This is a genomic window from Rhodoferax sp. AJA081-3, assembly GCF_017798165.1.
Taxonomy (GTDB): Bacteria; Pseudomonadota; Gammaproteobacteria; order Burkholderiales; family Burkholderiaceae_C; genus Allorhodoferax.
The window spans coordinates 3,232,099-3,245,445 of the sequence record NZ_CP059068.1 but is presented as its reverse complement, the minus strand read 5'-3'; the positions used below and the strand labels follow the sequence as shown (position 1 = coordinate 3,245,445).

Genomic DNA, 13,347 nt, shown 5'->3' with positions numbered 1-13,347 from the left:
AAAATCAGGGGAACTGCGCGATAACCTGGGCCACAGCGGCGGTCAGCTTCTTGGCATAGGGAATGTGCAAAAACTCGTTGGGGCCATGTGCGTTGCTCTTGGGGCCCAACACGCCGCAGACCATCATCTGCGCGGCGGGGAAGCCTTCGGACAACATGTTCATCAGCGGAATGGTGCCACCCTGGCCGATGTAGCCACAGGGCGCGCCAAAGTGGGTTTGCGAGGCTGCGTTCAAAGCCGTCTCAAACCACGGCGCGGTGCTGGGTGCGTTCCAGCCGGTGGCGCTGGACAGGCCTTCGAACGTGACCTTGGCCTGGTAGGGCGCGTTGTCTTCCAGCAGGGCCTTGAGCTCCTGCACGGCCGCCGCAGCTTCCACCAGGGGCGGCAGGCGCAGCGAGAGCTTGAAAGCGGAGTAGGGGCGCAGCACATTGCCGGCGTTTTTGATTTCGGAGAAGCCATCGGCGCCGGTCACGCTCAGCGTGGGCAGCCAGGTGCGGTTCAGCAATGCCTGCAGCGGATCGGTCGTGGTGGGCAATGCAAACTGGGTGGAGCCGCCACAGTCGTAGTGCGCCCAGGGGAAGCGTTTGTAGATTTCGTCACCCAGGATCGCGGCCGTGGCCTTGGCCTGGTTGATGCGGTCGGCCGGCACTTCGCAGTGGAAGCTGGCGGGCAACAAGCGGCCGGTGGCGCTGTCTTCCAGACGGTCCAGCACCTGGCGCATGATGCGAAAGCTGGACGGCACCAAGCCACTGGCATCGCCCGAGTGCACACCCTCGGTCAGGATTTCGACCTTGAGCACGCCGCTTGCCATACCGCGCAGGCTGCTGGTCAACCACAGCTGGTCGTAATTGCCGGCACCGGAATCGAGGCAGACCACCAGGCCCACTTCGCCCAGGCGGGGCTTCAGCGCGTCGATATACGGCAGCAAATCGTAGGAGCCGCTTTCTTCGCAGCTTTCGATCAGGCCGACGATGCGGGGGTGGGGCGCGTTCTGGGTTTTGAGGGTCTGGATGGCGGCAATCGCGGCGTAGGCGGCATAACCGTCGTCGGCACCACCGCGGCCATACAACTTGCCATCGTCGATCTTGGGGGTCCAGGGGCCCAGGTCGTTGCGCCAACCGGAGAACTCGGGTTGTTTGTCCAGGTGGCCGTACATCAGCACCGTCTGTGTGGAGCCGACCTTGGTGGCAGGCACTTCGAAGAACAGCACCGGCGTGCGGCCGGGCAGGCGGATGATCTCCAGCACCAGGCCGCTGACCTTTTGGGCTTCGATCCAGGTGGCGGTGTTGCGCACCACGGTGTCGAGGTAACCATTGGCCTCCCACGCCGCGTCGAACATGGGGGATTTGGCGGGGATGCGGATGTAGTCCTGCAGTTGGGGGACGATTTCGGCATCCCACAACGCGCTGACCTGGCTCAGGGTATGGGCAGCATCCAGCACGGTGGGGGGTATACGGGCGTTCATGCAATATCTCCTTTGAACCACCATGTTTCGGCGGCAAACCGCCATCATGCCACGGGAAAAGCTTGCTACAGTAGTCCGACTATTAGCACCGGAGGCCACCATGGTTTTTGCACTCTTCCCCCGCACCACTTCAACCGCAGCCGCACAACCCACCCGCCGATTGGCAGTCACCCTGGCCGTCAGTGCCTTGTGCCTGCTGGGCAGCGGCTTGGCACAGGCCCAAAGCGGCACGGTCAAGCTGCTGGTGGGCTTTCCGCCCGGCGGCGGTACTGACGCGATTGCCCGCGTGTTGGCCGACAAACTCAAGGACTCGCTGGGCAGCAACGTGGTGGTGGAAAACAAGGCCGGCGCCGGCGGGCAGATTGCCGCCCAGGCGCTCAAGGCCGCAGCGCCGGATGGCACCACGCTGTTTTTGTCGCACGACCACACGGTGTCCATACTGCCGCTGGTGGTCAAGAACCCCGGCTTTGAGCCCGCACGCGATTTCGTGGCCGTGGGCGGTTTTGCCACCTTTGTGAACGCGCTGGCCGTGTCGGGCGGTACACCTGCCAAATCGGTGGACGAATACGTGGCCTGGGTGCAAAAACAAGGCGCGGGCAAAAGCACGGTGGGTGTGCCGGCACCCGCCTCGGTGCCCGAGTTTCTGGTCAAGATGATTGGCCAGAAGTACAAGCTGGATTTGCAGTCTGCCCCCTACCGCGGCAGCGCACCCATGATGGGTGACATGCTGGGCAACCAGATTGCGGCCGGCACCGGCTCCGTGCCCGATTTCATCGAGAACCACAAGGCCGGCAAGATACGCGTGGTGGCGGTGATGGGCAATGCCCGCCAGGCCATACTGCCCGAGGTCCCCACCTTTGCCGAACTGGGTCTGGCCGGGTTTGAAGACCTGCCCTACTACGGCATCTTTGCGCCCACCGGCACGCCCCAGGCCACCATCGACAAGATCTCGGCAGCCCTGGCCAAGGTGGTGGCCCTGCCAGAGGTGCATGACCGGCTGACCGCCATGGGATTGAGCGTGGCCTACATGACACCCCAGCAGCTGACCAGCCGCGAACGGGCCTATAGCCAGACCTGGGCGCGCATCATCCAATCGACAGGTTTTGTCGCCCAATAGGCGCCCAGCGCGGTCGCTCGCCCCGCGTTAGACCGCAGCGGCAGCCGACTTGTTGTCCGTCGCCCGGCGGCGCGGCTTGGCCAATCGGGCAGGCACCGCCGTTGGACGTGATTTTTTGGCCACCACCTTGCGTGGCGTGCGCGGTGCCGCACTCTGCGCCAGGGCCAGGTATTCCTGAAAACTGTCGCGCAAACACTGGGCCAATACCTCGGGGTCAGACAACTGCTCGTAACAAGAGGTGAATGACACGACGATGGTGTCGTTATAACCCGTGACCGAGAACACCAGGCCCATGCCGTCCGAGATGGGCATGATGGCCGACAGGTAGCTGAGCCGTGCGCCCAGCAGGTACAGGGGCTCGCGCGAGCCCGGCACATTGGTGATGGCGCAGTTGGCCAAGGGTGCCCAGTCGCCCAGCAGGGCAGACGCCGAGCGCAGCATCTTGCTGGTGGCCACAATGGCCAGCGACGGCGCTTGTTGTGCCAGCAGCGTCAACTCGCGGGCGCTGAGCGCCTGGGCCATCACTTCAGACGACGAGCTGGCTTGTTGAATCACCGCCAGGCGTTGCACTGGGTCGGCAATGTCGGTGCCCAGGCCCACCCGCACCCAGGAGTAGTTGCCCGGTGTTTCGGTTTCCAGATCGCTGTGCACGGCAATGGGGGCCGCGGCCACCAGGCTTTGCTGGGGCAACTCGTCCTGCTTGTACAAATAGTTGCGCAGGCCACCCGCGCAGACCGCCAGCACCACGTCGTTCACCGAGGCACCGGGCACCAAAGCGCGTATGGCCTTGAAATCTTCCAATGCAAAGCGGCGGGTCTCGAACACGCGGTGCGGCGAGACTTCAGTATTAAAACGGGTGATGGGGAAGGCTTGTGGCTTGCCCAAAAACTCTCCCGCAAAAGTTTTGACCGTGGCCTTGAGCGCCGTCCAGCTATTGCCCAGCGGTTGGGCCAGCCGCAGCGGCAGGGTTGCCATGTTCAGGCCGGCTAGCCACAACAGCTGCAGATTGCCCGGAGGCGTTTCCGGGAACCAGGGCGCTGCAGGTGCTGGCACGGATGCCACGGGCGACAGGTCGTGCAACAGGCTGGTGATCTCGTTGCCATGGGTCACATCGATGGCCGCATGGTGGATCTTCAGCAGCACGGCAAAACTGCCCACCGGCAGGTCCAGAAAACTGTCCAGCCCCTCGATGACATACATCTCCCACAAGGGGCGCTGCAGGTCCAGCGGGCGGGCGTGGATGCGCGAGGACTGGATGCAGAACTGGCGCCAGTCGCCTGGCTTGGGCAGTGCGATGTGGCGCACGTGGTATTCGATGTTGAAGTTTTCGTCTTCTACCCAATACGGGTAGTCCAGATCCAGCGGCACGCGCAGGATTTTTTCGCGGAAGTTGGGCAGTTTGTCGAGCCGGCTCTCCACATGGGCCAGGATCTGCTTGAAGCGCACCACACCACCGGGTGCGGTGGACTGGTCGTAGATATGCAGCAGCGTGAGGTTGGAGTTGGCGTGGGCGTTGTCCGAGTAGATGTAGGCCGCGTCGTGTTCGCTCAGTTGGCGCATGCAAAAAACTTTCAGAATTCAGTGGGAGCTGGCGGCGGCGCTGGGCTGTTTGGCGCCCGTTGCGTTGAGTACCCGTTCCAGCAGGCCGTGGGGCACAAAGGGCTTCCACTGGTTCTCGGGCTGGGCCAGGCGGTCCGCCACAATGGACAACACGATGCCGTTGAAACCCAGGCCGATGTGGCTGCCGGGCACCTGGATGTTTTCGTGCAGGGCCGGGTCACCGTCAATGGTGGCCTCTTGCGGGGGCACCACGCCGTCGGACACCGAATACAGGCAACTGGTAGGGATGGCCAAACGGCGGCGTTCGCGCATGACCTTGACCTTGGGTTGCATCACATGGGCGCCAGCACCCAGGCGGTGCGACACCAGCCGGTACAGGGCCTTGACGGCCGTGGGCGACTGGCTGCCTTCGGCGTCCACACTCACCGGGCTGCCCAGCGTGATGATGGAGCGCACACACTCCAGCGAATTTTGTGCGCCGTACATGGAGAACACACCGCCCAGGCTCCAGCCGACCAGGCTGACCTTTTTGCCGGTGATGTAGTGCAGGTGGCGGATTTTTTGCGGCAGGGCGTTGGCGTGTTTGCTGCGAAAGCCCATGTTGCGGCCCAGGCCCCAGGTGTGCACGTCGTAGCCCTTGTTCTGCAGCATCAGCTTCAGGCCGATCAACGAAGACTCGCTGGCCATGAAACCCGGCACCAGCAGCACCGGGTGGCCGTCACCGTGGGGTGCTTCCATCAGCAGGGGCAGGGAGGCGGGCAACAGGGCCATTTCCAGCAAACCACGGCCTTCCAGCAGCGAGCTCAGCACATGGGGCGCTCCCACATGGGCGTGGCGGACGACGGGACGGCGACGGTGCATTTCCAAGGCTCCTGTTATGCGGATGTTCCAACTCTGCACAGTCTATGACGAAATGGTTACAACTTGTTTAGGAGCCAAGCCTAATAAAACCCGTTGGCGACAACAAATCCGCGCCGGGCCGCCCCAAGCGGATTTAGCCCCCTCGGGGGGCAGCGACCCGCTCACGCATCTGCGGCCGCAGATGCGCTCACGTTGTGGCAATACGCCATGCACGGCCTTACGGCCGTGCGTTGGTGGAGCGTGGGGGCTCATATATGCGCGTCAAACACCATTTCGTCGTCCTGCGGCGCCCGCAGGGGGATGCGGATCGTGAAGCTGCTGCCCTGCCCCGGGCTGGACTGCACGGCCAAGGTGCCGCCCAGGGTCTTTTTGACCAGGTTTTCCACAATGGTCATGCCCAGCCCCGTGCCACCCCGGCCGATCTTGGTGCTGAAAAAGGGTTGGAAGAACTGGGACAGCAGCTCCTGCGACATGCCAATGCCGTCGTCCGACACCAGCAGCTCCACCATCCCATGCTGCGCCTGGGCGGCAATCCGCACCGTACCGTTGGTGCGGCCCTCAAAGGCATGCAGGTAGGCGTTGTTGATCAGGTTGATGAGCACCTGGCCCAGGGCACCCGGGTAGCTGTCCACCACAATGCCCTCGGGCACATCCACCTGCACCCGGTGGCTATGGCGCTTGAGGCTGGGGCTCAGCGTGTCCAACACCTCTTTCACCACGTCGGCCAGGCCGAAGCTGCGGCGCTGCTCGCTGGCCTGGTCGGCCGCCACCTGTTTGAAGTTTTGTACCAGGGCCACAGCGCGGTGCAGGTTGCGCTCGATCAGGGCGCCGCCTTCCAGCACCTCGGTCAGAAACGTCGTCAAGTCTGAGCGTTTGAGTTGGCCACCCTCAACCTGGGCTTGCAGGCGCCGTGTCAGATCGGTGCAGGTGCTGGCGGTGATGAGGCTATTGCCGAGCGGCGTGGCCAGCTCATGGGTCACGCTGGCCACCAGGGTGCCGAGCGTGGCCTTGGCCGCGCTGCGGGCCAGGGCCTCCTGTGACTGGTGCAGGGTCTGCATGGCCGCGTTCAGCTGGGCAGAACGCTCGGCCACCCGCTCCTCCAGGGTTTCGTTGAGTTCCTGGATACGCTGCTCGGCGGCCTTGCGCTCGGTGATGTCCTGGTAGGTGGACACCATGCCGCCATCGGGCGTGGGCATGCCCATGATCTCCAGTGTTTTGCCGTCGCTCGGGCGGGTGCGCTCAAAACGGTGGGGCAGAAATTTTTTGGCAATTTCTATGCGCACCCGGGCCAACTCCTCCACATCGCCGGGGCCGTATTCACCACGCCGGGCATTGAAATAGGCCAGGTTTTCAAAGGGCACACCCGGTTGGCACAGCTCGGCGGGCAGTTCCAGCAGCTCGCCAAACTTGGCGTTGCACATCTCGATGACCAGATCGGCATTGATGTAGCTGATGCCCTGGTTGACATTGCTGATCACCGACTCCAGCAACGCGGCCTTGCGGGCCAGCTCGGCCTCGCGGTGGCGCAGCTCGGCGGTTCGCTCCTCAACCCGCTGCTCCAGCTCGGACTTGAGCTCGCGCAGGGCCTGCTCCCGCTGGCGGGGAATGGTGACATCGGTGTAGGTCGTGACCATGCCGCCGCTGGGCAGTGGGTGGCCACAGACTTCGATGATGGAGCCATCCGGGCGCACCCGCTCAAAGCGGTGGGGCAGGAATTGCCGGGCCAGCTCCAGCCGGGGGCGCACCAGGTCGTCCACATCACCCGGACCGTATTCGCCCTGGGTGGCGTTATGGCGCAGGGCGTCGGCCATGGTGGCGCCGGGGCTGCACAAGGCGTCGGGAAAGTTCAGCAGCTGCTGGAAACGGGTGTTGGCAGCCACCAGCACCAGGTCGCGGTCAAACACGGTGAGGCCCACGTCGAGCTGGTCCAGCCCCTGGGCCAGCAGCACCAGCTTGTCCCCCGAACCCAGTTCAATGGCCATGCACGCTCCTGCGCTGATACATATTGTTGTGACGAAAGAGCGCCAGTCTACGCTGGCACCGCTTTCTATACCATCACTGTATGCAAAACAGGGCTCTAGCCCCCGTGAAATATAGTGTTTTAGCTACTATTTCAGTAGCATTTTGGCCATCAACACCTTTTGCCCTGCGTCGACACTTCAGGGGGCCAGGCTTTTGAGGCGGCCGTCGGCCACGTACTGCGCCACATAGGCCTTGACCACAAAGTCCTTGAACAGGCGGTCTTCGATCATGTAACCCACACTGGGAGGCTTGGACAAAATGCCGGCCTTGCGCATGCGCTCCAGCGCTACCCGCACCTTGGCCAGCGTGACGGCTTTGCCGGTGATGCGCGCCAACGCCAACAGACTGTCCTTACCCATGGGCGCCAGGCCATGGGCCAGCACCACCAAGAGCGCCTGCTCCACCGGCTGCAGGCTGGCCAGCACACCCTGCCAGGCGGGCACGTTGCGGTCGTCTGCCATGAAACGGGCCAGGGCCTGGTCCACATCGGTGATGCCTTCAGCGGACATCTCCTTGACGATGTCTTTCATCAACGCTGGCTTGTAACCAATGTGTGCAAACAGACCCTGCAGCGCCGCAAGGTCCAGGCTTTTGTTGGGGTGCACGCGGTGGTAGTGGGCGGCCAGGCCCTGCAGGTAGTCGCTGCCCAGGAATGGGAAGGTCAACAGCTGCGCAAACTGGTACATGGGGCCACCAGCGGCCATCATCATTTCGCCCAGCTCTTCCTGCGACGATCCGGTGAACACGGCAAACACCTTCTTGTTGTGCTTTTGCAGCACGGCGCGCACGGTGGCTACGGCCGCCTCGCCCTGTGCGGACTGGCCCAGCACCTGGATCTCATCGAGCATCAGCAAGATGGGTTTGCCCGATGCGCTGGCCAGGCGGGTGATCAGGGCGTCCATGCGCAGCTCGGGTTTGTCGGGCAGGGCGCGGCGGGTGGGCTCGTCGCCCAGCTCGATGCTGGCGCCCAGGGCTCCAATTTTTCGGACCGCCGTTTTGGCCAGTTTGGAGGCGGAGGACTTGGGCACCCTGGCATCGTCCAGCGCCTCTTCCAGCGTGTGGTTGATGGCGTCCAACGGTGCGGCGCGCTGCAGCCAGAGGTCGGCATACACCGGCAACAGGCCTGAGCGCTCGGCGGCCGGCGCCAGGTCGCCATCCAGAAAATAGGTCTTGCCCACGCGCCGGGGCGCAAACAGGGCAATGGGCCGGCCGGGCTGGGCCTTGAGCAGGGCAATGTACGAGTCTGCCAGCGCGGGGCGGCGGATGGTGATGTCGTCAAAAGTTTGCATGGCCCGCATTGTTATGCACTGCTATAAAAACAGCAATTGCTACTATTTACGCAGCACTACGCGCTCTTTCAGCAGCTGGTACTGGGCGGCCACCATGGCCTCATTGGGGTCGTGCCCCGCCAGCGGCACCAGCACCAGGGCCTTGTCGGGCGCTGTGATGCTGTCAAAGAAAGGCCGTGTCACATCCACCGGTGTCAGCAAATCTTGCTCGCCCTGCACCAGATAAACCGGCACGGCAAAGTCAGTGCCCAGTTTGGGTAAATCGACGTGCAAAAAGATGCCGTTGTTTTTGAACCCGACAAACTGCAGCCAGGAATAGTCTTCGCCCTGCTCGGTGTGTTCCAGCGCCTGCGGCGTGGCGTACAACGCGGCGGGTTGCCACCAATGTTTGGGTGCCGGGGTGGAGACCTTGCCCTCGTATGCACGACCGGCCCGGCGCACGACGCCAAAGGCGCGCGGGTTCTGCCATGGTGGTGGCCCCACCGCATCCAGCGCCGCCAGCGTCTTCTGATCACCCGCAGCCTGTGCCAGGGACTTGAGCTTGTCAAAAAAAGCCGCCTGGTTGCGCACCTGGCTGACCAGTTGCGCCGTGCCCACATAGGCCATGAACAACTCGGGCCGGCGCTTGGCCATGTGTACACCCAGCACCGAGCCCCACGAACTGCCCATCAGAATGATCTTGCGCTGGCCCAGGTGCCGGGTCAGGAACTGGGCCACCTCCAGGCCGTCGGCCACCATCTGGTCCAGTGTCATGGCGGCATCAGGGCTGGGCGGGTTGCGCCCGTAACTCATGCCCGCACCGCGTTGGTCCCACTGCACCAGCGTGAAGTCTTTCTGCCAGGCTCCATAAATGGCGTCGGCATACGGGCTCAGCGGATTGCCAGGACCACCGTGCAAAAACAATACCACCGGGTTGGCACAACTGCTGCCTTGGATGGTGAGCCACTGCTCCACACCGCCCACGCGCAGGTAGCCTTGCTCGGAGATTTTGCTGACTTGCGCTGAGGCCGCTGCACAGCCGGGATAACGCGTGCCCGCGCTGGCAAAGTTGTCGGGGCTGTTGTTGTCTGCGGCAACGGCTGCCAGTGATGCACATGCCAGAAGGGTGCTAGCGGCCGCACGTGCAAAGTAGGTCCAGGCGTTACTCATTTGCACACCCAATCGGTGGGCGGAACCCAACGGCAGTTGGACATCAGCCCTGAGGGAGGATTGGGATCTGGAACGTAGGCCGCTTCGGGTTTTGAAACCGTCGGGCTGTTGACCGGCACTGACTTGGTCGTCGTCAACTCGCGCAAGATACCGCCCGCAGAAACACTTCCGCTTTGCTTTCCGTATCCACGGATTCTGGCGATGCAATCGGATTTGTCGTCGCCCGTATGGACCGCGCACCGCGCCAGCGCGTGGTTCATAAAATCCGCAGTCCGCCACGACTCTTGCATCTTGCCGCGCCTGACTTCGGCCAGCGCGTTTCGGGCCTCCCGCATGCAGGTGCTGCTACCCGCCCCCGCGCTCAGCGGCGCGCAGGCGGCCACCTCCCGTTTGTATCTTGCCTGTGCATCAGCCACTTCGTCAGGCGTCTGGGCAAACGCGTGGGTGGCAAGAATGCAAGCCAGCAGGGCGAATCGTTTGGAGAGCTTTGTCATATGGGCAAGCATGGAAGTGGTGTCGGGCCGAGTTTAGCCTCCGGCAGCTATCATCCCGCCTTCCACTCCCCACACCACCCCCATGTCCCAACGCCTCGCCTCCTGCAGTTGCGGTCAGCTCACGGCCCAGGCCGTTGGTGATCCTGTGCGTGTATCGATCTGCCACTGTCTGGCCTGCCAGCGCCGCACGGGCAGTGTCTTCGGCCAGCAGGCCCGGTTTCTCCGCGACAACGTATCGCTTGCGGGCAGCTCAACCGCGTACGAGCGGGTGGGCGATGAAGGCACCCGCATCACCTTCCACTTCTGCCCCCACTGCGGTGCGACGGTTTACTACGAGCTTGAGGGGATGGCGGAGTACCTGGCCATACCGGTGGGGGCGTTTGCTGACCCGGGCTTTCCGCCGCCGAGCGTCTCCGTCTACGAGGAGCGCATGCACGGCTGGGTGGTTCCGCCAGCGGATGCGCAGCATATTCCCTGAGCGGGCAGGCATCTCACTTCCACACCTGCCACCACGTGCGTGCCCCACCGCCCCCCAACGGGTATCGATGGTCGGTGGCACTGGCCGTCATGCCCCTGACATCTGGCTTCCAAAGAATGCGGCTTACACCATTCACCCTTGGAGAGCCACCATGGACCGTCGCGACTTTCTCACTGCCACCACTACCACCGTGCTGGGCACCAGCACCGCACTGGCAGCCACACCCCTGATCACTTCAGACGCCATGCGCCCGCAAATGGCACACGGCATCCAGAGTGGCGACCCGCAGGCCGACGGCGCCATCATCTGGACCCGCAGCGACCGCCCGGCGCGCCTGTGGCTGGATTGGTCCACCACCGCCAGCATGGCCAACGCGACCCGCGTGCGCGGACCCTACCTGCTGGAAGACAGCGACTACACCGGCCGCCTAGACCTGCGGGGCCTGCCCGCAGGGCAGGAGGTTTTTTACCGCGTGGTGCTGCAAGACCTGCACAACGAACGGGTGTTGTCAGAAGCCCTGCCTGGCCACCTGCGCCTGCCCCCACTGGCACAGGGAAAGGCCACAAGGGACGTGCGCTTCACCTGGAGCGGCGACACCGCCGGCCAGGGCTGGGGCATCAACGAGGCCTGGGGCGGCATGAAGATTTATGAACAGATGCGCCAGGTGCGCCCCGACTTCTTTCTGCACTGCGGCGACACCATTTATGCCGACGGGCCCATCACCGCCCAGGTCAAACTGGCCGATGGTTCGTTGTGGAACAACCTCGTCACCGAAGAGGTCAGCAAGGTGGCTGAAAGCCTGAACGAGTTCCGCGGTCGCTACCGCTACAACCTGATGGACGCCAACGTGCGCCGCATGGCGGCCGAGGTGCCACAGATCTGGCAGTGGGACGACCACGAGGTCACCAACAACTGGTCCGACGCCAAGGACCTGGGTGCCGACAATCGCTACACCGAGAAAAACATCCCCCTGCTCACCGCCCGCGCCACCAAGGCCTTTCTGGAATACGCACCGCTGCGCCGCACGCCCGATGTGGAGAGTGAACGCATCTACCGCCACCTGCCGCAGGGCCCGCTGCTGGACTTGTTTGTGGTAGACATGCGCAGCTACCGCGGTGCCAACAGCCACAACCTGCAGACCTCCGAAAGCGCAGACAGCGCCTTCATGGGGCGGCCACAAATTGCCTGGTTGCTGGACGGATTGAAGCGCTCCAAGGCCACGTGGAAGGTGATTGCCGCCGACATGCCCATCAGCCTGCATGTGGGTGACGGTAAGGATGCCGATGGCCGCAACCGATGGGAAGCCAGTGCCAACGGAGACGATGGCGCACCGCTGGGGCGTGAGCTCGAAATCGCCCACCTGCTGCGCGCCATCAAGAAGGCCCGCATCCACAACGTGGTGTGGCTGACGGCCGATGTGCACTACACGGCCGCACATTACTTTGACCCCAGCAAGGCCCAGTTCAGCGACTTTGCGCCGTTCTGGGAATTTGTCTCCGGCCCGCTGAACGCCGGTGGTTTTGGCCCCAACAAGGTGGATGCCACCTTTGGCATGCAGGTGGTCTACCAGAAGGCACCCAATGAAGTGAATGCGCCGCCCACCAACGGCATGCAGTTTTTTGGTCAGGTGGATATCGACGCCAAGACAAAGGCGATGACAGTGACGCTCAAAGATCTGGTGGGCGCCGCGCTGTACACCAAGACACTGGCGCCGCATAGGGCTTAAGCTACAGGCTACTGCAAAAATAATAGCTATAACGTCATATTGGACGGGGGCTACAGGCTATTTTTGCAATCAAGATTCCCGTGGCGCCACCAGCTCAACCTTGATGCGATCTGGGTCTTCGCAGTACAAGGCGTAGTGGCCCGGTCCGCCGGCGTAGGGGTACTTGTCGGCATACAGGATGCTGAACCCCGCTGCGGCCGCCCACTGCGCCACCGCATCCACCTGTGCACGCGACTGCGCATGGAAGGCCAGGTGGTTGAGGCCAACGCGCTTGCGGTGGTAACCGGCCTCCAAATGCTCGGCAGGCGCTTGCACAAAGCAGAGGTAGGTATCGCCTGACGTGTAGCTCACGCCTTCTGACCACCGTTGCGACACGTGGTAGCCCAGGCCGGTGAGCAGTGGCTCCCAGAACGCGCGTGAGCGTTCAAGGTCAGCAACGTACAACTCGATGTGGTGGAGCATTTGAATCTCAGAATACTATAAAAACAATAGCTTAATCGCCATATTTCACGGGGGCTATGGCCGCATTTTGCCAAGAACCTTTTGGCCCAAACCGCCATTTCAGCGGCACGTGGACCAGATCACCCGGCTCGTCGATGTCGTGCAGCATGGGGCCTGTCCAGACACTGTGACCCAGGGCCGCCCAACGGCGCAGGGTCTCACCCGCTACCACTGCCGTGCTCCAGGCCATGTCGTCGGCAAACACGCTGGGGCAGGGCGCGTGCAGACCGATCAGCACATATCCGCCGTCGGCCACGGGGACCAGCACCGCATCGTGATGCTGCAGTTGCTGCGCAGCTTGGGCAATGTGGGCTGCAGACAGCGCGGGGCAGTCCGTACCCATCAGCAGTATGGGTTGCGCCAGGGTGTCGGTGACCCGGTCCACTGCACGGGCCATGCGCTGGCCCAGATCACCTGGGCCCTGGTCACAACATTCCACGCCGGCTGGCAGAGACACACCGGCCCAGGCGGGTGCGCTGGGTGCAGGGCTCATGCACAGCTCAACCGTGCCCACATGGGCGGCCAAGGCCTGTTGCAGCGTGTGTTGCAGCATGCGCCGCGCCAGGTCTGCCGCGCCCTGTGCGCCCAACGCAGAGATCAAGCGGGTCTTGACCAAGCCGGGCTGCGGCGCCTTGGCAAACACCACGAGCCGTGGCCGGGCAAACAGACGGCTGGGTTGGCTCAC

At 63.3% G+C, this 13,347-nt stretch carries 12 protein-coding genes; 3 read left to right on the top strand and 9 right to left on the bottom strand.

The window, feature by feature from the left end:
• Positions 1 to 4 precede the first annotated feature (4 nt).
• On the bottom strand, positions 5 to 1,465 hold the full coding sequence (locus HZ993_RS15280) for a M20/M25/M40 family metallo-hydrolase (RefSeq protein ID WP_209393596.1): 1,461 nt from the start codon (positions 1,463 to 1,465) through the stop codon (positions 5 to 7).
• Positions 1,466 to 1,565: 100 nt separating this feature from the next.
• Between HZ993_RS15280 and HZ993_RS15275 the strand changes: the two genes are divergently transcribed.
• Complete coding sequence (locus tag HZ993_RS15275) at positions 1,566 to 2,582, top strand: Bug family tripartite tricarboxylate transporter substrate binding protein (RefSeq protein WP_209393595.1); 1,017 nt, start codon at positions 1,566 to 1,568, stop codon at positions 2,580 to 2,582.
• A gap of 27 nt (positions 2,583 to 2,609) precedes the next feature.
• Here HZ993_RS15275 and HZ993_RS15270 read toward each other — a convergent pair whose 3' ends face one another.
• From HZ993_RS15270 to HZ993_RS15245, 6 genes are all read right to left on the bottom strand, one after another.
• Positions 2,610 to 4,142: a wax ester/triacylglycerol synthase family O-acyltransferase gene (locus tag HZ993_RS15270; protein WP_209393594.1), complete on the bottom strand. Its 1,533-nt coding sequence runs from the start codon at positions 4,140 to 4,142 to the stop codon at positions 2,610 to 2,612.
• 18 nt (positions 4,143 to 4,160) lie between these two features.
• Positions 4,161 to 5,003, bottom strand: a complete 843-nt coding sequence (locus tag HZ993_RS15265) for an alpha/beta hydrolase (RefSeq protein WP_209393593.1) — start codon at positions 5,001 to 5,003, stop codon at positions 4,161 to 4,163.
• Between the two features lie 248 nt (positions 5,004 to 5,251).
• Positions 5,252 to 6,985, bottom strand: a complete 1,734-nt coding sequence (locus HZ993_RS15260) for a PAS-domain containing protein (RefSeq protein WP_209393591.1) — start codon at positions 6,983 to 6,985, stop codon at positions 5,252 to 5,254.
• Between the two features lie 177 nt (positions 6,986 to 7,162).
• A complete protein-coding gene (locus tag HZ993_RS15255) occupies positions 7,163 to 8,314 on the bottom strand; it encodes a hypothetical protein (protein WP_209393589.1) in 1,152 nt (383 codons plus the stop codon).
• A 42-nt stretch (positions 8,315 to 8,356) separates the two neighbouring features.
• Positions 8,357 to 9,463, bottom strand: coding sequence for an alpha/beta fold hydrolase (locus HZ993_RS15250; RefSeq protein WP_209393588.1), 1,107 nt, complete (start codon positions 9,461 to 9,463; stop codon positions 8,357 to 8,359).
• Complete coding sequence (locus HZ993_RS15245; protein ID WP_209393587.1) at positions 9,460 to 9,969, bottom strand: hypothetical protein; 510 nt, start codon at positions 9,967 to 9,969, stop codon at positions 9,460 to 9,462. Before HZ993_RS15245 ends, HZ993_RS15250 begins: the two co-directional genes overlap by 4 nt.
• A gap of 70 nt (positions 9,970 to 10,039) precedes the next feature.
• Between HZ993_RS15245 and HZ993_RS15240 the strand changes: the two genes are divergently transcribed.
• Positions 10,040 to 10,435, top strand: coding sequence for a GFA family protein (locus HZ993_RS15240; RefSeq protein WP_209393586.1), 396 nt, complete (start codon positions 10,040 to 10,042; stop codon positions 10,433 to 10,435).
• A 151-nt stretch (positions 10,436 to 10,586) separates the two neighbouring features.
• Positions 10,587 to 12,161 carry an alkaline phosphatase gene (locus HZ993_RS15235; protein ID WP_209393585.1) on the top strand — a complete coding sequence of 525 codons (1,575 nt, stop codon included), beginning with the start codon at positions 10,587 to 10,589 and terminating at the stop codon, positions 12,159 to 12,161.
• A gap of 69 nt (positions 12,162 to 12,230) precedes the next feature.
• Here the strand turns inward: HZ993_RS15235 and HZ993_RS15230 are convergent, their stop codons facing one another.
• Positions 12,231 to 12,623, bottom strand: a complete 393-nt coding sequence (locus tag HZ993_RS15230; protein WP_209393584.1) for a VOC family protein — start codon at positions 12,621 to 12,623, stop codon at positions 12,231 to 12,233.
• Between the two features lie 31 nt (positions 12,624 to 12,654).
• Positions 12,655 to 13,347, bottom strand: coding sequence for a TIGR04282 family arsenosugar biosynthesis glycosyltransferase (locus HZ993_RS15225; protein WP_245213648.1), 693 nt, complete (start codon positions 13,345 to 13,347; stop codon positions 12,655 to 12,657).